This is a genomic window from Pseudovibrio sp. FO-BEG1 (genome assembly GCF_000236645.1).
Classification (GTDB): domain Bacteria; phylum Pseudomonadota; class Alphaproteobacteria; order Rhizobiales; family Stappiaceae; genus Pseudovibrio.
In genome coordinates, this window is the sequence record NC_016642.1 from 5,039,257 (window position 1) to 5,060,105 (window position 20,849).

At 51.8% G+C, this 20,849-nt stretch carries 15 protein-coding genes and 1 riboswitch; of the genes, 2 read left to right on the forward strand and 13 right to left on the reverse strand.

Annotation, left to right across the window (positions count from 1 at the left end; genetic code table 11):
• Nucleotide 1: 1 nt before the first annotated feature.
• Nucleotides 2-2,065: an adenylate/guanylate cyclase domain-containing protein gene (locus tag PSE_RS22645; protein WP_083841608.1), complete on the forward strand. Its 2,064-nt coding sequence runs from the start codon at nt 2-4 to the stop codon at nt 2,063-2,065.
• A gap of 72 nt (nt 2,066-2,137) precedes the next feature.
• Here the strand turns inward: PSE_RS22645 and PSE_RS22650 are convergent, their stop codons facing one another.
• The 4 genes from PSE_RS22650 to PSE_RS22670 form a co-directional block, all read right to left on the reverse strand.
• Nucleotides 2,138-3,076 carry an ABC transporter substrate-binding protein gene (locus tag PSE_RS22650; RefSeq protein ID WP_014286929.1) on the reverse strand — a complete coding sequence of 313 codons (939 nt, stop codon included), beginning with the start codon at nt 3,074-3,076 and terminating at the stop codon, nt 2,138-2,140.
• A 26-nt stretch (nt 3,077-3,102) separates the two neighbouring features.
• On the reverse strand, nt 3,103-3,813 hold the full coding sequence (locus tag PSE_RS22655; protein WP_014286930.1) for an ABC transporter permease: 711 nt from the start codon (nt 3,811-3,813) through the stop codon (nt 3,103-3,105).
• Between the two features lie 171 nt (nt 3,814-3,984).
• A riboswitch (TPP riboswitch) is annotated at nt 3,985-4,093 on the reverse strand.
• A gap of 130 nt (nt 4,094-4,223) precedes the next feature.
• Nucleotides 4,224-6,002 carry a hypothetical protein gene (locus PSE_RS22665; RefSeq protein ID WP_014286931.1) on the reverse strand — a complete coding sequence of 593 codons (1,779 nt, stop codon included), beginning with the start codon at nt 6,000-6,002 and terminating at the stop codon, nt 4,224-4,226.
• 37 nt (nt 6,003-6,039) lie between these two features.
• Nucleotides 6,040-7,332, reverse strand: a complete 1,293-nt coding sequence (locus PSE_RS22670; RefSeq protein WP_008551258.1) for an adenylosuccinate synthase — start codon at nt 7,330-7,332, stop codon at nt 6,040-6,042.
• Nucleotides 7,333-7,700: 368 nt separating this feature from the next.
• Between PSE_RS22670 and PSE_RS22675 the strand changes: the two genes are divergently transcribed.
• Nucleotides 7,701-8,621: a DMT family transporter gene (locus PSE_RS22675; protein WP_041768766.1), complete on the forward strand. Its 921-nt coding sequence runs from the start codon at nt 7,701-7,703 to the stop codon at nt 8,619-8,621.
• A gap of 61 nt (nt 8,622-8,682) precedes the next feature.
• On the opposite strand, the gene PSE_RS22680 is transcribed toward PSE_RS22675, so the two are convergent.
• From PSE_RS22680 to pal, 9 genes are all read right to left on the reverse strand, one after another.
• Nucleotides 8,683-9,729: a M42 family metallopeptidase gene (locus PSE_RS22680; protein ID WP_041769140.1), complete on the reverse strand. Its 1,047-nt coding sequence runs from the start codon at nt 9,727-9,729 to the stop codon at nt 8,683-8,685.
• 143 nt (nt 9,730-9,872) lie between these two features.
• Nucleotides 9,873-11,471, reverse strand: a complete 1,599-nt coding sequence (gene serA / locus PSE_RS22685; protein WP_014286934.1) for a phosphoglycerate dehydrogenase — start codon at nt 11,469-11,471, stop codon at nt 9,873-9,875.
• A 128-nt stretch (nt 11,472-11,599) separates the two neighbouring features.
• Entirely contained in the window at nt 11,600-12,772 is a 1,173-nt protein-coding gene (locus PSE_RS22690) for a phosphoserine transaminase (RefSeq protein ID WP_041768767.1), read from the reverse strand.
• A 283-nt stretch (nt 12,773-13,055) separates the two neighbouring features.
• Nucleotides 13,056-13,847 carry an outer membrane protein gene (locus tag PSE_RS22695; protein WP_041768768.1) on the reverse strand — a complete coding sequence of 264 codons (792 nt, stop codon included), beginning with the start codon at nt 13,845-13,847 and terminating at the stop codon, nt 13,056-13,058.
• Between the two features lie 268 nt (nt 13,848-14,115).
• Entirely contained in the window at nt 14,116-15,465 is a 1,350-nt protein-coding gene (gene glmM, locus PSE_RS22700) for a phosphoglucosamine mutase (protein WP_008551501.1), read from the reverse strand.
• Nucleotides 15,466-15,719: 254 nt separating this feature from the next.
• Nucleotides 15,720-17,645 (reverse strand): ATP-dependent zinc metalloprotease FtsH, encoded by a 1,926-nt coding sequence (gene ftsH / locus PSE_RS22705; RefSeq protein WP_014286937.1) that lies wholly within the window; start codon nt 17,643-17,645, stop codon nt 15,720-15,722.
• A gap of 270 nt (nt 17,646-17,915) precedes the next feature.
• On the reverse strand, nt 17,916-19,241 hold the full coding sequence (tilS, locus tag PSE_RS22710; protein ID WP_014286938.1) for a tRNA lysidine(34) synthetase TilS: 1,326 nt from the start codon (nt 19,239-19,241) through the stop codon (nt 17,916-17,918).
• A complete protein-coding gene (ybgF, locus tag PSE_RS22715; protein WP_014286939.1) occupies nt 19,225-20,112 on the reverse strand; it encodes a tol-pal system protein YbgF in 888 nt (295 codons plus the stop codon). The genes tilS and ybgF overlap by 17 nt, the downstream gene beginning before the upstream one ends.
• A gap of 218 nt (nt 20,113-20,330) precedes the next feature.
• Nucleotides 20,331-20,813, reverse strand: a complete 483-nt coding sequence (pal, locus tag PSE_RS22720) for a peptidoglycan-associated lipoprotein Pal (protein WP_008551510.1) — start codon at nt 20,811-20,813, stop codon at nt 20,331-20,333.
• Between the last annotated feature and the right edge of the window lie 36 nt (nt 20,814-20,849).

The following is a 20,849-nucleotide window of genomic DNA, read 5'->3' on the forward strand; positions in this document are numbered from 1 at the left end:
AATGTTCGGCTCTGGCTGGCTGTCGCAAACCAACCGCGCACTCGCTGCGGTTGTATCCTGCTTAATCATAGCTATAGCTATACTGCTCCGCATCCTATACCCACAGGTATTGGAAAACGTCGGATATCTCAGCCAAAACGCGCTGCAATTGGCATGGCCAAACACAGCATCGGCGCCGCCAGTCTACACGATCCATCTGACACCAGAATCATCCCAGCAAACGCAGGAGCCGGTTTATCAGCGTCTCGAGTTGGCGCAAATCCTTCAAAAGCTGGGGGAGTATAATCCTGAGTTACTGATCATCGATGCCGACTTCAGAAAGGCTGATCCTGCTTCACCAACACTGAGAAGCAGAACCTATGATACCTTGCAGCCATCCTTGCGAGCGACATACCCAAACCACGATCTTCTGCTGCAGACCATCATCTCCCATTACCCTGTATTGCTCAACAGTCCATTGACCCAAGCAACAGCGGAAAAGCCTCCACTTTCCAATTACATAAGGTTCTCAGAGGCTGTTGGTTTCCAACGTGATGGACAGTATGCAATGGGGTCGTCTGCCCTGCTCTACGAGCTGCAGCTTGAGAGAAAAATGAACCCGGCTCCCTCACTCGCACTGCAAGCCTGGAAGCTCTTAAATTCAGCTAAAGCCGATGATTTCCAGTTGATCCAAACGGAGCAAGGCTCCTCGTTAGAAAGTGCAGAACTCCAAGTTCCCGTCACCTCAAAGGGTGAGATGCTGATTTACAACAGCGGTTCATCCGGTGCTTATATTTTTGCTGCAAACGACATCTTGCAAGACAGAGTCTCCTCCAAACTCTGGCCTCCAGCAAGCAACAGCACTTTTGTTCTGGGCACACAGTCGAGAGTATCAGCACGGCATGCACAAGCACTCCAAACGCTGCAATCTAACAATTTCATCACCATGCCCAAGTGGAGCCAATACACTGAGGTTGCTGCACTAATTATATTTGGGGGGGCCGTCTTACTCGCTTCAGCAACACAAGGCTTCTGGCTGAGCCTGACCATAGCAGTCATCGCCGTACTGGCAATGAACAGCGTCGCATTTCACCAGTTCGCTCTTAACAACATAGCGCTGGAACCGTTCTTCCCATCGCTCATCATTTTGCTGATTTTCGCTATCTCCTGCACTATCAGAAGAGTGACCTTCAAGAGCCACCGCAGTAAAACAACTGAGCGATTTACAGGTATTCTTGCACCAAAACAGATGCAGAAGTTGCTTGCAAAATCAGAGCAACTGCCATTGGAAGGTCAACAACGTGAGATCACGAGCCTCTCAACTCGCCTGAGGCACTTTCATCGATATTATGAAGGTCTCTCCCCTCAGGATCTCGCAAGCTTCTCTAACAGCTTCCAAACCGCCCATTTGGATGAAGTCCATATCCACGATGGAACATTAAATACGCTGAATACCTCGGGCCTAAGCGCCTACTGGAACGCCCCTTTGGATGATCCGTTCCATGCAGCACATGCGTGTCGGACGGCGATTGAAATGCAGAAGCAGATGAAGCGTTTTAATGTCAAAGATCGCTTCAACTTCAACCAAAAAAACATGACGGATCACGCTGTCACGCTGGATATCGGCATCTCAACAGGCCTGGCAACGCTGGGAGAAACCGGCACGAGGCGCCACTTCAGATATGCCCCACTCGGCAAACCCGTTGATTTAGCTGATGATTTAGCCCGTCACTGCAAGGACGCAGGCCACAGTCTCCTCATCTGCGAGACCACCCGCGGCCAGATGCAAGAGCTCGCGACGCTGGAGACGATCCCTGTCAAAACCAGCCGTTACTTAATGCGTTCGTTTGCGTTACTCGGTGATCCATCCCTCGCTTTTTCGGAAAATTTCCTCAAACTCAAGAACACCCACTGCAACATGGTCTTCGCGCTCTTTGAGGAGAACGACAAGAAAAAAGCACTCACCCTGCTCGACGAATGCAAAGCCCTCTCTGACGGCGAGTACAACGCCATCTATGCGGCTTTTGAGAAGTACATCCTCAGCGATCTGGCGCAGCACGAAGCGGTGAAGGATGCAGCGCAATAACGGCATTTGGCCTACAAATAAAAAGAGCCCCCGAAACTCGGAGGCTCAGAAAATGGTTTAGACCTATAACGGTTAGCGCAGTTCAACCGCGTAGGTTTCCACTGGAGGCGCTGTTTTAATGAGCCCCTGCTCAATCAGGAAGTTCGCGAAGCGCTCATAGCGACCGATATCCAAAGCTGCCGGACGGCTCGCAAAACGTGGCAGAGTATCTGCCCAGGCGCGCTTGTTCAGCTCATCATCAAGGTTCGGATAGACCTCAAGGAAGCTCTTCCAGGAGTCCTGAGGATTGTTCAGCAGATAAACAGTTGCCGCTTCAATTGCGCTGATGAACTTCTTCAGGCGTGGATCATCCAGCTTGTCCTTGTGAGCAACATAGATCAGCTCATCATAAACCGGCACACCATTTTCTTCCGGATAGAACGCACGACCTTTCGCGCCTTCAATTTCCATCTGGTTTAGCTCAAAGTTACGGTAACCACCAATCACCGCATCAACCTGTCCCGCCATCAAGGAAGGAGACAGCGAGAAGTTCACGTTGATCAGCTCAACATCATCAGAACTCAGGCCAGCATTGGAGAGCATCTTGCCCAGCATGGCACTTTCAAAGCCGGACGTGGAGTAGCCGATGCGCTTGCCCTTGAGGTCTGCAATCTCCTTGATCGGCCCATCTTCCAGCACGATCAGCGTGTTCAGCGGCGTGGAAACCAACGTGCCGATGCGCATAAGCGGCATGCCTTCATCGATCTGCGGATGCAGCGTCTGCTGATAGGAGATTGCAATATCCCCCTGCCCGGCAGCAACCAACTTTGGTGGCATGGAAGGATCAGCCGGTTCAATCAGCTCAACATCAAGCCCTTCCTTCTCAAAGAAGCCCCGTGCCTTCGCAACCACAATCGGAGCATGGTCCGGGTTCGCAAACCAATCGAGCAGCACAGTCAGCTTGTCCGCAGCCTGCACCTGAAGAGTGCTCGCAAGCATCGCTGCACCAAACAGCATACCTAGTTTTTTCATAAGGTTACGTCCTCATACTCTGAGATCTAGATCTCTTTCTGCCAATAGATCATCCGAGAAGTGGCGAACTCAACAACTGCCCTCAGGCTCAACACCATCACCGCAAGCAAGATCAGCGCTGCAAACATGGTCGCTGTTTGCATGCGTGCGTTGGATTGCAACATGATGAAAGCCAGCCCTCCCTTAGCACCAACCCATTCTCCAACCACCGCACCAATCGGCGCGAACACCGCCGCAATCCGCATGCCTGATGCCAGAGACGGCATCGCAGCAGGAATGCGGATGTAACGGAGCATTTGCCAGCGATTAAGGCCATGCAGCTTACCAAGGTCAAGCAAGGACTGATCCGTCCTCCGTAACCCGTCAAAAAACGTTGAGGTCACGGAAAAGAAGATCACAATCACAGCCATCACCACCTTGGACGCAAGCCCAAAGCCGAACCACAGCACCAGAAGCGGTGCAATCGCAAACACAGGAAGAGATTGAGTAGCTGCAATCGGAGGCAGCAGAAACAGGCGCACCCGGCGAGACATCGACAGCAAGATAGCAAGCGAAGCCCCGGCACTCACACCAAAGAGAAAGCCGAGAACGGTCTCATAGGCGGTAATGCCTGCATGATGCAGCAGGAAAGCACCCTGATTGAGAAAAGCGGTAAACACCGCCGCCGGACCTGGCAATAGAAACGGAGGAAACTCTCCAATCCGAACCACAATTTCCCAAATGGCGACAAACAGCAAAATCCCGAAAAGACTTCGCAGAATTCGTATTAAAGCTCGCTTCAGCATGTCATTTCCCAACAATGGTATTGGGCATCACAAACAGGCGGAAGAACGGAGCTCAGATTGGCTCTCTGGGAATTTTCGACACAGGACCTCCAACTACAAACTGCAGATATGGAGATCCGGGAAGAATGGCTCAGGTCCCGTCCCTTCGCCGGCATTACCCGGATCAGGTTCAAAGGGTTTAGCTCGTGGCAATCTCAGCTTTTCGTCAAGAAAAGCACCCCTCGGAATGGCAAGGACCATGCGCGTTTCTACGGGAGTTTGCAAGCAGATTTTCTGAGGCCGGGGGACAACGCCATGAAAAAAGGCCCCAGCTCCAACAGAGCCAAGGCCTTCTAAAATCGATCTAACTTGCTGAAATCAGCTCACTTCCAGCTCTTGATTGCCTGAGCGACAACCTTGTTGCCAGTTGTACCTTTTTCAAAGGTCAGCATTGCGCGGCGGCCGCTGTTATACAGCAGCGGAACATCAATCCATTCACGCTCAGCAAGACGCTGCAGGTTCTTTGCCTTCTCTTCATTGCTGTCAGAAAGAGCAATCCAGAAGAGTGTGTCAGAAACCTTTACAGCAGCCCCATCCAACGGATCACCAGCTTCGGATTCAGTCTTCTTCAGGATCAGGCCAGGCACTTTCTCAACGCCCTTGCCGTCAAACCCTTCCGGGAAGATGAAGTTCAATTCCAGCAGATGGCTCGCTGGCAGGGACTGGTCGCTGTTCGGCTTCAGCGTCATCTCAACAGAGAGATTTCGCGATGGAAGCGTCGCAACAGCTTTGATGACGGAGGTTCCATTGACCTCATCCAGCGTCCAGACCACGTTACCGCGAGAAGCAGAACCAGCTGCACCCGGTGTCAAAGCTTCTTCATAAAGAATGCTCTGCTGTGCCACTGGAGAAATCTCGGACTCGGTGCCGATGGTCTCTGCCGGTGGAACTGAGTTCGTCTCGACACCCGCTGTCTGCGGCTCAGGCTCCTTAGCCGGCAGCACCTGAGGTGCAGCACTATCATCAGTGGATGCGGAAGGTGCCGGATCAACACTGCGAACCACAGTTGGTGCAGGTGCACTTTCTGCTGGTGCCGCGCTGGAAGAGTTCCGGGTAATCCGTGTTGTCGTCACCGGTGTTGCATCTGGAGAAACTTTAGCTCCTTCATCAGATGGCAACAAACGATCAGTGTTCTTCTTAGGCGCACGTTCAGGCTGAACCCGAAGTGGTTCATCTTCACCTGTTGGTGCGCTCTCTGGCTCTCCGGTCTCGCTGGTTTCAGCTGGCAGGATCAGAGAGAGAATGGCCTCGCGCTGGCTGTAAACGCCTGCAGTCACACCCAGAATGATCAGGATGATAACAATCATGCCGACAATGCCGGATGTATTGGAAGGCTTCAGACCCTCCTCCTGCTCAATCGCGTCCCCTACGCGCTGTGCAACCACAGGCTTGCGGGAGGAAGCAGGTTTACGGCTTGTCTTTGGCTTAACCTTCGCAGGCTCGTCAATTTCGCGGCGAGCGGTCTTGTCTTTGGTCTCCAGCTTGGAGCGACGAGCTTCGCCAGGAACCCAAGCGCGCTCTTCAGCGCTGGTCTCAACAGCCCCTTTGGTCGGCAGGGAAGCAGCAGGCTCTTTCGGCTCGCTCTCGCCCATGGAACCAAGATCAGGCTCTTTGCGCTCTTTGGAAGCTTCAGGCAGCTGGTCACGCGCCATCTGATTGGCTTGGTGAGCAGCATTGCCAAGATCCTGTGCGGCACGAACAGCTTCTTTAAACACATCCGCTTTGGCAGCAGGTGCTTTTGGCTCTTCGCGTGCAGGCTCTTCGGGCTTTGCGTCAGCCTTTGGCTTGTCATCAGCTGGTGGAGGTGTTGGTGCCGCAGAAACAGGAGGAGCTGTCGGCTGCGGAGCACTTGGAGCTGGGGTGGTTTTGGACCGCCCCAACCCGAGAGACTCGCGAGCAGCTTCCGCTTCGACCTTACGAATGGCCTCTTCAAGCTTCAGCTGCTCCTCAGTGATCTGGGAGGGAGACAGTGGTGGGTCGTAACTTTTAAGTTGCTTTACAATTGCATTTCGCGCGCGTTGATAAACTGCCCGCCGTGCCGAACCAGTGTTCTCTTGTAAACCAGCTACCGCTTTTTTCAGAACGGAATTATAGTCCGCCATTTAACTGCCCATTGCCCCCAGAGCTTCACTTCACGACTTAATCCTGGAATGGATTCTGAACCAGGATTGTGTCATCACGTTCTGGGCTTGTTGATAACAGAGCGACCGGAGCACCAATCAGCTCTTCAACATGCCGAACGTATTTCACAGCTTGTGCAGGTAATTCAGCCCAGGTGCGCGCGCCTTTGGTTGATTCCTTCCAACCAGGCAGGGTCTCATAAATGGGAACAACCCGCGCCTGAGCACCTTGAGATGCCGGAAGGTAATCGATTCGCTCACCATCTAGCTCATAACCAACACAAATCTTAATTTCATCCAGTCCGTCCAAAACGTCAAGCTTTGTCAATGCAATCCCATTGATTCCGCTGGTGCAAACGGTTTGACGGACAATCACTGCATCAAACCAGCCACAGCGACGACGACGACCGGTGTTTGTTCCGAACTCATGACCACGAGTACCGAGGAACTCACCAACTTCGTTCTGCTGTTCGGTTGGGAACGGGCCTTCACCTACACGAGTGGTGTAAGCTTTAGTGATACCCAGAACGTAATCGATAGAGTTTGGACCAAGACCACTACCAGCAGCAGCCTGACCTGCAACTGTATTGGATGAAGTTACAAACGGATAAGTGCCGTGGTCGTTGTCCAGCAGTGCGCCCTGCGCACCTTCAAACAACAAACGCTTACCTTCACGGCGCGCTTTATCCAGCATGTACCATGCTTTATCCATGTAAGGCAGGATCTTGTCTGCAACGCTTTCCAGCTCCTGATAGATGGTTTCAGGAGAGATTTCATCGCGACCCAGACCACGCAGAATTGCGTTGTGGTGTGTCAGCAGACGGTCAATCTTCGCTGGCAGCGTGCTCATGTTTGCCAGATCCATCACGCGGATTGCGCGACGACCGACTTTATCTTCATAAGCAGGGCCGATACCACGTTTGGTGGTGCCGATTTTGGTGCCTGCTGGGCTTGCATCTTCACGCAGAGCATCAAGCTCGCGGTGCAGGCTCAGAATAAGAGTAGCATTGTCAGCAACACGCAGGATTTCCGGAGAGATTTTCACACCCTGAGCTTCAAGGCGCTCGATTTCAGCGACCAGTGCATGAGGGTCAATCACAACGCCATTGCCGATGACGGAAAGTTTGCCACGAACAACACCAGATGGCAGCAGTGCCAGCTTGTAGCTCGTGCCGTCAATAACAAGCGTATGACCTGCATTGTGTCCGCCTTGGAAGCGTACAACAACATCGGCTTGCTCAGAGAGCCAGTCGACAAGTTTACCCTTACCTTCGTCACCCCATTGTGACCCAACTACGACAACGTTGGCCATGGTTTTTCAGCCCTCCTGCGGCTGCCAGCGTCTTGTCTCAAAGACGCCGTCATATGATTTGCTTGTCTGTATAAAGTGGTTTGTCACCTCAGAATGCAAATCATGAGAGACAACATAAGAAACCCCGGCGTAAAAGCCGGGGCGCAGTTACAGCGCCTTATAATCTGTCACTCACTTAAATACGAGCCCTTTTCCTTCAAAATGAGGCTGAAGACTGTAATTTTTGCGATCAGAGTGAACCTCTGTTGATTGTTTTACTCGCAAATCGGGTGGTACAGCCGTAAGACCGAGTGATATTACTAGTCCTAATTCCAATTCCACATTTTTTGCAATTCCTGCAAGAAATTTCACCAAGTTGACTACGCTTTATGAACGCACAAAAACTTGACTGGCTCGCCTGGTCTATTCTTCTCTTATTGGGCACCTTGTGGGGCGGCGCTTTCTTTTTCGCCAAGATCGCAGTGGTTGAGCTGGATCCCATCACGCTGGTTTTCCTGAGAGTAGCCATCGCAGCGACCGCCATGTGGTGCTTTCTTCTTGTGACCCGCCAATCTATTCCTCTGACAGCAAAGTGGATCGGCAGCTTCCTGCTGCTCGGCTTCATGAACAACGTGGTCCCCTTCTCTCTCATCTTCTGGGGCCAGCAATACATTGCCTCCGGACTGGCCTCTGTCCTCAACGCATTCACGCCCATCTTCACGATGATCGTCATGCAGATACTCAGCAATGAGGAGAAGCTGACCGTCACCAAGCTGATCGCTGCAATCATCGGCATCATCGGTGTGGCAATCATGGTGGGCAGCGATGCGTTGAGCGGAGCCAGCAATCAGGTTCTACCGCAGCTCGCAGTGTTGGGCGCCGCACTCTCCTATGCCTTCGGCGCTTTTATAATCATGCGCCTTAAAAAGCTGCCCCCGGCAGCCTTGGCAACAGGCCAGTTAACCGCCTCAACCATCCTGCTTATCCCGGCCCTCATCTATATGGCCCCAACACAGCAGCTTATGTCAGCTTCCGCTCTCACATGGTCAAGCGTTCTGGTCCTCGCTCTGGCATGCACAGCCTTCGCTTACATCCTGTACTTCCAGCTCTTCAAACTGGCAGGCGCCACCAACGCAGCATCCGTCACGCTCCTGATCCCGGTAAGCGCGATAATCCTCGGCGCAATCTTCCTGAATGAACGCCTAGAACCAAACCACTGGCTCGGCATGGCCGCGATCTTCATTGCGCTCCTGCTCATCGATGGCCGCCTCACCAGCCGCTGGACCAACAAACAACAAGCCACCGCCTAACAAAAAGCCTCCGGCTCTTTCGAACCGGAGGCGGTGTTTATTTACATCGAAGCGCGGTAGATCAGTTGCACTTGAGATAAGCTGCCAGAATATCACGAGCAGCGAGTAGATCACTCTTATGGATCATCTCCGTAACAGTGTGCACATACCTCGTTCCAACCACGATACCTACAGCTTTCGCACCAGCCGCAGCCTGCTGAGCAGCCGCTCCATCCTGACCACCAATCCTCAACATAGTGCGCTGATATGGGATCTCTTCTTCTTTAGCCAACTCCTCAATGTCCTTCACAAGCTGCAAATCAGCAATGAAGGAGCTGTCTTTCACATGAAGACCAAAGCCCGCACCCTGTACAGTCGTCCGATCCTGTTCGGACACACCCGGCGTGTCACAAGCCAGCGTAATATCAACACCAAGCCCGATATCAGGCTGGATCGCGTAAGCAGCGGTCTTAGCACCGCGCAGACCAACTTCTTCCTGACAGGTGAACGCAACATAGATTTCACAGGCATGCTTCGCATCACCGAGCGCACGCAAAGCTTCAATGCCAAGCCAGCACGCCACACGGTTATCCAGCGCCTTGGAAACCACCTTCTCACCAATCTCAATCAGTGGCTCATCGAGGGTCACCATGTCACCCACTTTGACCACCTCTTTGGTCTTTTCACCAAGACCAAGATCAATAACAAAGTCAGTCACTTCCGGTGTCTTTTTGCGCTCTTCAGGAGAGGCGATATGAATAGGCCGACCAGCCGCATTCATAACCCCTTTCAGATCACCTTCATCCGTTGAAACCAGCACACGGCGCGAGAACAAATTACGCGCATCAAAGCCGCCAACCGGATGCACATAAATGAAGCCTTTATCGGTGATATGAGAGACAAGGAAACCGATCTCATCCATGTGACACAGCAGCATGACCTTCTTCGGCTTCTCGCCTTTTTTCGTAGGTCTACGCGCATCACGACGACAGATCAGAGAGCCCATTGCATCCGTTTGAACATCATCAAACAGGCCCTCAATTTCCTTCAGGATAAGGTCGCGCACTCGATGCTCATGCCCAGGAACACCCGGGGTTTCGCAGAGGCGGCGCAGCAGATCAATATTCATGGTAACTTTCAACTCAACAATGGAACCAGCCCACATCATGAGCCTAAGTGCTCAGATAAGCAATTCCACGGAACTTCTGACCACCGGAAAAAGAAAAGGCGGCCCGAAGACCGCCTTTTTCTAATCTATTCCAGCTAAATTGCTTAGCCCTGCTGAGGGAAGTGCAACAGCTTCGCTTGATTCACCTGCTCAATCGCAGCAATCTCATTCACAGTCGCCTCAGCGATTTCACCATCAATCTCAACAAGACAGATCGCTTCCTCACCCTCAACCTTACGGCCAAGGTTGAACGTTGCGATGTTGATCTTCGCATCACCAAGGATGGAACCCAGCTGACCAATGAAGCCCGGCTTATCTTGGTTGGTCACGTAGAGCATGTTCTCACCAAGCTCTGCTTCCATGTTGATGCCTTTGATCTGGATGATACGTGGCTTCTGATCACCGAAGACAGTACCAGCAACAGAACGCTCCTGACGCTCTGTGATAACAGTCAGGCGGATGTAGTTTTCATAAGCACCATGCTGCTCACGGCGAACATCTTCAATCACGATGCCACGCTCTTTCGCAACTTCTGGCGCAGAAACCATGTTCACGGTCTGCAGCAGTGGGCGAAGAACACCGGTAAGCGCTGCAGCGGTCATCGCCTTCACGTTCATTTCGGCAACATCACCTTCGTACTCAATACGAACAGCCTTGATGCCTGTCTCAGTTGCCTGACCAGCAAAGGAGCCAAGTTGTTCTGCGAGCTTAACAAATGGCGCCAGACGTGGAGCTTCTTCAGCGGTAATGGATGGCATGTTCAGTGCGTTGGAAACAGCACCGTTGACCAGATAGTCAGACATCTGTTCAGCCACCTGAAGCGCAACATTTTCCTGAGCTTCAGAAGTGGACGCACCAAGGTGAGGTGTACAAACCAGATTTGGCGCACCAAACAGAACGTTCTCTTTTGCTGGCTCTTCCGTGAACACATCAACCGCAGCACCAGCAACTTTACCGCTATCCAGCGCAGCACGCAGAGCAACTTCATCAACCAGACCACCACGAGCACAGTTGATGAGGTAGACACCCTCTTTCATCATGTCAATTGCATCAGCATCAATGATGTTGCGGGTGCGGTCAGTCAGGGGCGTATGCAGTGTGATGAAGTCAGCACGCTTGAAGAGATCTTCCAGCTCAACTTTCTCAACACCCAGATCAATCGCACGCTCATGAGAGAGGAATGGATCGAACGCAATCACCTTCATTTTCAAACCGATAGCACGGTCTGCAACGATAGAGCCAATGTTACCACAGCCAACAAGACCAAGCGTTTTGGAGGTGACTTCGTTACCCATAAAGCGGGACTTCTCCCACTTGCCAGCCTGCGTGGAAACATCCGCTGCAGGGATCTGACGGGTCACAGCAAACATCATTGCAATAGCATGTTCAGCAGTCGTAATCGCGTTGCCAAACGGAGTGTTCATGACAACGATACCCTTGGCGGTTGCTGCTGGAATATCAACGTTATCGACACCGATACCAGCGCGACCAATCACCTTCAGGTTAGTTGCCGCTTTGATGATTTTCTCGGTGGCTTTGGTTGCAGAACGGATCGCCAAACCATCGTATTGACCGATAATCTCAGCGAGTTTTTCTTTGTCTTTGCCAACATCTGGCAGGAAATCGACGTCACAACCACGATCTTTAAAAATCTGGACTGCTTTTTCAGAGAGCTTGTCGGAAATCAGAACCTTAGGAGCCATCGGGCTAACCTTTCAAGTCAACGAAGGTACCTTCCCATCTCTTCTCTTCGGGAAACAGATACACTTCTTGCGTCAGGTTAACCGGTCACTGTCAGCGACCGGAACTATCTCGTTCAGAAATAAGGATTTTAAGCGGAAACCAGCTTCGCTTTTTCAGCAGCGAAGGCGTAGTCCAACCATGGCAGCAGTGCTTCCACATTGGCAGTTTCAACCGTTGCACCACACCAGATCCGAAGACCGGAAGGCGCATCACGGTAAGCACCAATGTCAAATGCCACTTCTTCCTTGTCGAGCAGGTTCACAATCGCTTTCGCAAATGCAGCTTGTGCTTTGTCATCAAGCTTTGTGATTTCCGGATCAACAATCTTCAGGCAAACAGAAGTGTTGGAGCGAGTTGCCGGATCAACTGCGAGGAAATCAACCCAATCGGTGTTCTCAGCCCAGTTGGTGATCGCAGCGGTGTTCGCATCAGCACGAGCAACCAGAGCCTTCAGACCACCCAGTTCTTTGGCCCAACCCAAAGCATCCAGATAATCTTCAACGCAAAGCATGCTCGGCGTGTTGATGGTAGCACCCTCAAAGATACCGTCGATCAGTTTCCCACCTTTGGTCAGGCGGAAGATCTTTGGCATCGGCCATGCAGGCGTATAGCTCTCAAGGCGCTCAACAGCACGTGGTGACAGGATCAGAATGCCGTGCGCAGCTTCACCGCCCAGCACCTTCTGCCAGGAGTAGGTCACAACATCCAGCTTGTCGAACTCAAGCTCCTGCGCAAATGCAGCGGAGGTCGCATCGCAGATGGTCAGACCTTTGCGGTCTGCAGGAATGAAATCACCATTCGGCACACGCACGCCAGAGGTGGTGCCGTTCCAGGTGAAGACCACATCGTGGTCAAAATTAATCTCTGAGAGATCTGGCAGTTCGCCATAGCCAGCTTCAATCTTGCGCGCATCTGCAAGCTTGAGCTGCTTCATAACATCGGAAACCCAACCGGAACCAAAGCTTTCCCAGGCAACCATGTCTACTGGGCGCGCACCAAGCAGCGACCAAAGTGCCATTTCAACGGCACCAGTATCAGAAGCAGGAACAATTCCGATTTTGTAATCAGCAGGCACTTCGAGGACTTCACGAGTCAGCTCGATAGCTTCTTTCAGCTTTGCCTTACCAATTTTTGCACGGTGAGATCTGCCAAGAGGCGCACCTGTCAGTACAGCAGGTGTCCAGCCCGGACGCTTGGCACATGGACCCGAAGAAAAGTTCGGGTTTACCGGCTTTGTGACCGGCATTGTCGTATTCGTCATTTTGACTACCCTTTCAGATAGGCGCCCCTCGTTGGGGAGGGGTGTCCCACGGACGGGTCTATGCGAAACGACTTATCTCGTCAACAAATGTTTTTTTGCAGAGCAACATTCAATCGACTAAACGCAGCGTATGATTAGATATATTTTCACCAGCACCCCAGTGGATAACCAATATTTCAAGAACGCTCATTTCCTAAATTTTGGACAAAAAAAGAGCCTATCATGCGACAGGCTCCTGAGTACTACGGTCAACAATCAAGCTGGAGGCGCTCCAGCCTGCGACCTAGTATTTCGTAACAATCGGCTCGTCGTAACCACCGTCAGATCCACCACCAAACTCATAACGCAGACCAACACGCACTTCGTGTGCGGCAAGGTTGTCATACTTGATGCCAGAAACAGTACCGTTACTTGCGAAGGATTTAGTCTTCACAGCGCCAATGTTCAGGTAACGGTAGCCAGCATCGATCTTCCAGTTCTCATCGATTTCATAGGAAGTACCGGCCATAAGTGCCCAGGAGAAGTTCCACCAGTGCCCTTTAGGATACTTAACTCGGGTGCCATCAGCATTGATTGCGCGTACATTTTTCGCATTCACATAGGAGGCACCAATACCCGCACCAACATATGGTGTGAAGCCATTGTAGTAGCCTAGATCTGCATAGACGTTCCAAAGAACAGTCCAGACATCCAGCGTCGCAAACTCATCAGAGTCGCTGACTGAACCACAGGTGCCGATACAATCAGCTTTTGCAGTGAAGTCTGCGTCCCATTCGTAATCCAGTGTCACATCTGTACGAAGGTAGTCGTTTACGCGGTAACCAACACCCACTCCCACAACACCAGTTGGATCAAGCTCTTCATCCTTGAACTTGATGTGGGAGAATTTGGCCTTAGGGTCCTGATAAACCTTGTAGCCGATGTCGCCGCGCAGATACCAACCACCACCGATCTCAACTTGCGGGAGCTCTGGCTCTTCCACGAAAACAGGTGCTGGAAGATCGGCCGCATAAGCAACTGTAGTTGACACCATTGCAGCTGCAGTCAGAGACAGCAAATTACTAAAATACTTCATGCTTATGTCCTCTCAAACGGCACCCGTCACGCAAGACGATAGCCCTTGAATAAAACCTAAGCACTTTCTACAGAGAAAGAATTACCTATAAATTAACCAGTATTTTTAACCCTAATATTTATCGTTAACAAACAACTAACATCACATCACCAAGCAAACTTCAATTCGTTAACTTCCATTTACTTATGCAAAACGCAAACATGAAACCGAAAAAGGCGAGCGCCTCGCAGCACTCGCCTTCTAAATCCGATAAATCAAATTATTTCAGTTAGCTAGCAGCGGCCTTCTTAACGGCATCGACAATGCTATCAACCACCTCATTCAGCAGCTTAGCATCATCCGCTTCGCCCATCACACGGATGAGTGGCTCAGTACCGGAAGCACGGATAACAAGGCGGCCCTGTTTACCAAGCTTCTCTTCACCAGCTTTGATAACTGCTTTCACTGCCTTGTCTTCAAGCGGTTTGCCACTTCCATAGCGCACATTCTTAAGGATCTGAGGCACAGGAACGAATCGGTTACAGACCTCTGAAACCGGCTTGTTCATCTTCTTCACGCAGGCAAGAATCTGAAGCGCTGCAACGAGACCATCACCTGTGGTACCGAAGTCAGACATGACGATATGACCGGACTGCTCGCCACCGACGTTGAAGCCGCCTTCACGCATCCGTTCAACAACGTAACGGTCGCCAACCTTAGTACGTTCCAGAGAAAGGCCAATACCTTTCAGGTAACGCTCCAGACCAAGGTTGGACATCACGGTCGCCACAATGCCTGGTGCAGAAAGACGACCAGCAGCTTTCCAGGATTCGGCGATGACAGCCATCAGCTGATCACCGTCGACAACCTTACTGTTCTCATCCACGATGATCACGCGGTCTGCATCACCATCCAGCGCAATACCGATATCTGCACGAACCTCATGCACCTTCTTGGCAAGCGCTTCTGGAGCGGTTGAACCGCAGTCTTTGTTGATATTGAAGCCATCCGGATCAACACCCAGAGGGAACACTTCAGCACCCAACTCCCAGAGAATCTCTGGCGCAACCTTGTAAGCGGCACCGTTTGCACAATCGATCACGATACGCATGCCGTTCAGGTTGAGGTCACGCGGCAACGTGCGCTTTGCGAACTCGATGTAACGGTCTTTCATGCTGTCGATACGGGTGGCACGTCCAAGTGTTTCTGGCGCTGGCAGGTTCCGGCTCATATCGCTGTCAATCAGACGCTCAATCTGCAGTTCCACCTCATCAGAAAGCTTGAAACCATCTGGACCAAAGAACTTGATGCCGTTGTCTTCAAATGGGTTATGGCTGGCAGAAATCATAACGCCGATATCTGCTCGCAAAGAACGTGTCAGCATTGCCACCGCTGGTGTTGGCATTGGGCCAAGCACGAACACATCCATTCCCATCGCAGTGAAACCTGCAACAAGAGCATTCTCAAACATATAGCCGGAAAGACGCGTATCCTTGCCGATAACCACGCGATGGCGGTACTTACCACGGCGGAACACTTCACCCGCAGCCATACCAACCTTCAGCGCAACTTCGGCGGTCATTGGCCACTTGTTCGCTGTACCGCGCATTCCATCAGTGCCAAAGTATTTTCGCGACATTTAATATTTCCTCGAACTCACAACGCGGAGCACACCGCTTTCGATAAAATTAGTTGAAACGGTGATACACGCTTGCCCTTGTGCGGTCCTGTCAAATGATATGTCCAATTGTTACGGCTCACTTGCAAAATGACGCAGCTGCAACACAGAATAATCACCGCACTCAAAACCAAGCACTTGAGCTTGAATAACAAATGCCCGACCTAATAGCCGGGCATTTCAACTTTATTAAACACCTTTAGTAAGGCGGACTATTAGCTCTGAGGCTGTGGGTTAAGTCCGTCTGGAGACTCACCACCACCATGCTTCTTCGCACCCGCGGTTGGAACACCGGTAGAGCGAGGAGTGGATGGAGTGTCATCACCGGTATCACGCACAGGCTGCTCACCATCGAGCATCTTGCGGATTTCATCACCGGACAGAGTTTCATACTCCAGCAAGCCCTGAGCGATCAGGTGAAGCTGGTCTTCGTGCTCACGCAACAGCTTGTTTGCGGTCTCGTAGCCCTGATTAACAAAGCTCTTCACTTCCGCATCAACCAACTTCTGGGTTTCATCAGAAACACTCTGGTTCTTCGCTACAGAGTGACCAAGGAAGACCTCTTCCTGGTTCTCACCGTAAAGCAGCGGGCCAAGCTTGTCGGACATACCAAACTGAGTAGCCATAGCCTTTGCAAGCTTGGTCGCCATCTGGATGTCGCCAGAAGCACCGGATGTCACCTTCTCATAACCGAAGATCATTTCTTCAGCCACACGGCCACCCATTGCAACAGCAAGGTCAGCTTTACACTTCGCACGGGTCAGAGAAACCTGATCTTTCTCAGGCAAACGCATCACCATACCCAGTGCACGACCGCGAGGAATGATCGTCGCTTTGTGGACTGGATCAGAAGCAGGCATATGCATCGCGACCAGCGCGTGACCGGCTTCGTGGTATGCAGTCAGCTTCTTCTCTTCTTCGGTCATGACCAGCGTGCGGCGCTCCGCACCCATCATCACCTTGTCTTTTGCGTCTTCAAACTCAGCCATGGTGACCAGACGCTTGGAGCGGCGCGCTGCAAGAAGCGCAGCTTCGTTCACAAGGTTCATCAGATCAGCACCGGAGAAGCCCGGAGTACCACGAGCGAGCGTATGCACATCAACGTCCGGAGCCAGAGGCACTTTGCGCATGTGCACTTTGAGGATCTTTTCGCGGCCAATCACATCTGGGTTTGGCACAACGATCTGACGGTCGAAACGGCCCGGACGCAGCAGCGCAGGGTCAAGAACGTCAGGACGGTTGGTTGCCGCGATGATGATCACACCTTCGTTGGCTTCAAAGCCATCCATCTCAACGAGGAGCTGGTTGAGGGTCTGTTCGCGTTCATCGTTACCACCGCCAAGGCCTGCACCACGGTGACGGCCAACAGCGTCGATTTCATCGATGAAAATGATGCATGGAGAGTTCTTCTTAGCTTGCTCGAACATGTCACGAACACGGGAAGCACCAACACCAACAAACATTTCAACGAAGTCAGAACCGGAAATGGTGAAGAACGGAACGTTTGCTTCGCCTGCCACCGCACGCGCGGTCAGGGTCTTACCAGTACCTGGAGGGCCAACGAGGAGCACACCACGAGGAATACGACCACCAAGACGCTGGAATTTCTGCGGATCACGCAGGAACTCAACAATCTCCTGAAGGTCTTCCTTCGCTTCGTCGATGCCTGCAACATCTTCAAAGGTCACACGGCCAGAAGCTTCGTTCAACAGCTTGGCTTTGGACTTACCAAAGCCCATCGCTTTACCGCCGGAACCCTGCATCTGACGCATCACGAAGATCCAGATACCGAGGATCAGCAGCATTGGCAGCCAGGAAATGAGGGCACCCAGCAAAGAGAAATTCTCGGAAGGAGGCTTCGCGTTGATCAGAACGCCTTTGTTCTGCAACACTTCAACATATTTGGCATCGCTAGGCGCATAGGTCTGGAATGTACCGCCATTGCTGTATTTGCCGGTGATCTGTTGCTCTTGGATCGTAACCTCACGGATATCACCCTGCTCAGCCTGATTAATGAACTGAGAGTAGGCAATTTCATTTGTGTTGCTTCGTGAGGTCGGATTCTGAAAGAGCTGGAACAGCGCTATCAGCAACAGACCGATAATCACCCAGAGGGCAAAATTCCGGAAATTGGTGTTCATTTCGATCCCTTTACCGCAAGGTGGCGGCGATCCTCGCACGTGTCTCTATCAAGATCATAGCGAGCCCTAACAGGCTTTCTATGTTTTCCTGAGAATGACACAGATTCTTTCTCAGTTTTCTTAAGGCCAACGGAATTTTACCGGTTACCCCTGATAATTCAGGATTGAAGATCCGTTAATTCCGACTTTACCAGCCTCGGCGTCCTAGTTGCATTCCTCTAAAGCATAAATGCATAGATTTAACAGAACGCCAGCAAAACCAAGATTTATTCAAAATGTTCTGCTCACTGGGACCATCGAAATCCCGTAGGTCCTTGATCTCACCTCTGCATCAGCAGCAGTTTGACCAATCTTCTTCCAAGGCATGTAGGATACCCCGTCAGCAAAAACAATAAGCGGAGCTGTCAGAAATGCTGTTTTCAGCCAGTTTGCGGGAATTTCCAGCTCAAAGTCTCCACAAAGCTCTTTTTGAACATAAGTGATTCTGAAGCCTTCTGAGGAATGCACTGCCTTATAGCGCCATCGCTCATCCCAAATTCCTTCATCTCCCGGTTTTACCTCAACCTCGGGCAAGCCCGCCCTACCCGCTTCTCTGAAGCAAAACCAAATACCATCTTCATGAGGCTTAGCCAGCGCGAACCTGACGCCACCCAGCGTGGCTGCTCTGGCACCTTCTTCTGATTTCAGTGTCTCATAAAGCCCTTCAAGCTTAGCAAGCCGGGGCATGTATGGCGCTCCTGAGATATAGCGGACGAGCCGCCCAACCAATCTCAGGCCAATCTCGTCGGGAATGTATTCAAGGCAGGAACTGTCAAACCGCACTGGACCAGCACTGTGGAACGTGCAGGACTTCTCAGCCACTTCATCAACCCAGACATCAATCGCATCCGCAGCACGCGCCATACGTCGTGCCGTATCAAACAGCTTTGTCGCAGTCAGCCCAAGTTCATCCAGCTCACTTTGAGCCTGCCGAAACTTCACCCGGGTGAACTGCTCATCTTCATTGGATGGATCTTCAAACCACGGCACATGCGCTGAGTGTAAAACAGCCTTCAGGCGGGCTTTACTGATGTTGAGCAAAGGACGACAAATGTGAAAGCCATCCATCTCACGATCTCTGCGAATGCACGCAAGACCATAAACACCACTACCCCGGGCAAGACGCGTCAGGAACGTTTCTGCCTGATCTTCCAGATGGTGCGCAAGGAACAAGGCATCACATCCATGATCCTCAGAAGCCCGCCGTAACAACCTGTGCCGCACATCCCGTGCTGCTGACTGGATGTTAGAGGATGGCTTATCTCCCTCCCACAGCAGCGTTTCGTGCGGCACCTCAATACGGGTGCAATACTGCGCAACACCAACGGCTTCACTTGCCGCTTCCGCGCGCAAACCATGGTTGACTGTGAAGGCATAAAGCTCAGGAGCTGCAAAACCCAGCTCCTGTGTCCACTGCTTCAAAAGATAAAGCAGGGCCATAGAATCAGCACCGCCGGACACACCAATGGCGATCCGGCGGAAAGACTTATACTCTCCGAAAAGCTCATCCAGCTCTTCGGTAGAAAAGAGAGCAACTTGATTAGAGGCAGTTGTCACGTTTTTGTTGAACCTTGGCCTGCTCCAAAACAGCTGGTGCTGCAAACTGGAAGTTGGCGAGAAGCTGCTCATAGGTCTCACAAGCAGCGGGCGCGTTACCCATACCTGTAAGCGCAGTACCTAACTTCAGCAAGCTCTCAGGAGCAAGTTCGCTCTCAGGAAAATCAGTATAGCTTTTTAGGAAGGCTTGTGCCGCATTCTCATACTGGCGCTGTGCCAGCAGGCTTTCACCCAACCAGTGCTGTGCATTCGCGGTCAGCTCATGGTCTGGGTACATACCAAGAAACGTATCAAAGCCTTCTGTCGCAGCCGGATAGTTGCCACCAACCATCAGGCCGTAAATTGCGTTGTAATCAGACTGAGGCTCACCAGTCAGCAGCTCATTCACACTACCGGAAAACTGCAGAGAACCAGAGCTTGGCGCAGTCGTAGAACCTGTCGGTGCTGCGTTGTTACCACGCGCAATCTGGGACAGATCCAACGGACCACTGTTTGTGCCCTGAGCAGGAGTGTTCAGCGTAGAAAGCTGCTGAGTGCGGTTTGCTGGAGCAGTCGTGCTTGGTGCCTGTACAACAGGAGGCTGAACAACCCGCGGTGTCTGACCTGGGTTTTCCAACTGCTGGAGACGATACTCAACATCCTCCTGGGAGCGACGGAGTGCATCTTCAGTCAAACGAAGCTTGTGATTGAGCTCTTCAACTTTACCCGTCAGCAGACGAACCTGCTCCTCAAGTTGACCAAGGCGGGCAGTGTTCTGAGCGGTCTCGTCATTTTTAGACGAACCGAAAAGCTGCGCGTTCGCAGGTAAACTAACAGAGGTTGCAAGCGCAAGAACAACAAAGCTTGTTGCAATACGTCGGTAAAGAGCCATCAATTATCTCCTGAGACACCCTTCAGGGGTCGGGTCGGAATTTCTCATCTCTTGGCAAGAGGAAAAGACGAAAATAGGGCACGCATTCAGTGTTTCACCCCTATTTGCGGCTTCTCCCCGGCCAATTTCCGTTCTCCTACAAGTTTGCAGGAGTTTCAACAAAAAAGGCTCCCCCAAATCAGGGAAGCCCTTTTTAGATTTCAGCAGGTCAAACTCAATTACTGACCATTCAGAACAGTCACAGCACGACGGTTCTGGCTCCAGCAAGAAGCGGCGTTACAAACCGCAACCGGACGCTCTTTACCGTAAGAGATTGTCTTGATGCGGGATGGGCTAATGCCTTTTGCAACAAGGTATTCTCGAACCGCAGCCGCACGACGCGCACCCAGTGCAATGTTGTACTGACGGGTGCCGCGCTCATCAGCGTGACCTTCAATGGTAATAGAGTAGTTCTTGTAGTGCTGAAGCCACTGAGCCTGCTTGTCCAGAACTCCGCGAGCTGCACCATCAAGGGAGCTCTGGTTGTTGAGGAAGAATACACGATCCCCAACATTCACAACAAAGTCCTGACCAGAGCCAGCAGCAACAGAACTATTGCCACTGGTCAATTCAGGGCGTGTCTGCGAACAAGCTGCTGCGACGAGACACACAGCCACCACAGCGGCGAAACGCGCTCCGCGCGCGAACAGCGTCTTTGACATTTATAGAATCTCCTGTCCCTCAAACCCCGAGGGTTA

What these genes read in the sequence shown, in the direction of transcription:
- PSE_RS22645 (WP_083841608.1), top strand. Translation starts at nt 2, where the DNA reads ATGTTCGGCTCTGGCTGGCTGTCGCAAACCAACCGCGCACTCGCTGCG.
- PSE_RS22650 (WP_014286929.1), bottom strand. Translation starts at nt 3,076, where the DNA reads ATGAAAAAACTAGGTATGCTGTTTGGTGCAGCGATGCTTGCGAGCACT.
- PSE_RS22665 (WP_014286931.1), bottom strand. Translation starts at nt 6,002, where the DNA reads ATGGCGGACTATAATTCCGTTCTGAAAAAAGCGGTAGCTGGTTTACAA.
- PSE_RS22670 (WP_008551258.1), bottom strand. Translation starts at nt 7,332, where the DNA reads ATGGCCAACGTTGTCGTAGTTGGGTCACAATGGGGTGACGAAGGTAAG.
- PSE_RS22675 (WP_041768766.1), top strand. Translation starts at nt 7,701, where the DNA reads ATGAACGCACAAAAACTTGACTGGCTCGCCTGGTCTATTCTTCTCTTA.
- PSE_RS22680 (WP_041769140.1), bottom strand. Translation starts at nt 9,729, where the DNA reads ATGAATATTGATCTGCTGCGCCGCCTCTGCGAAACCCCGGGTGTTCCT.
- serA (WP_014286934.1), bottom strand. Translation starts at nt 11,471, where the DNA reads ATGGCTCCTAAGGTTCTGATTTCCGACAAGCTCTCTGAAAAAGCAGTC.
- PSE_RS22690 (WP_041768767.1), bottom strand. Translation starts at nt 12,772, where the DNA reads ATGACGAATACGACAATGCCGGTCACAAAGCCGGTAAACCCGAACTTT.
- PSE_RS22695 (WP_041768768.1), bottom strand. Translation starts at nt 13,847, where the DNA reads ATGAAGTATTTTAGTAATTTGCTGTCTCTGACTGCAGCTGCAATGGTG.
- glmM (WP_008551501.1), bottom strand. Translation starts at nt 15,465, where the DNA reads ATGTCGCGAAAATACTTTGGCACTGATGGAATGCGCGGTACAGCGAAC.
- ftsH (WP_014286937.1), bottom strand. Translation starts at nt 17,645, where the DNA reads ATGAACACCAATTTCCGGAATTTTGCCCTCTGGGTGATTATCGGTCTG.
- ybgF (WP_014286939.1), bottom strand. Translation starts at nt 20,112, where the DNA reads ATGGCTCTTTACCGACGTATTGCAACAAGCTTTGTTGTTCTTGCGCTT.
- pal (WP_008551510.1), bottom strand. Translation starts at nt 20,813, where the DNA reads ATGTCAAAGACGCTGTTCGCGCGCGGAGCGCGTTTCGCCGCTGTGGTG.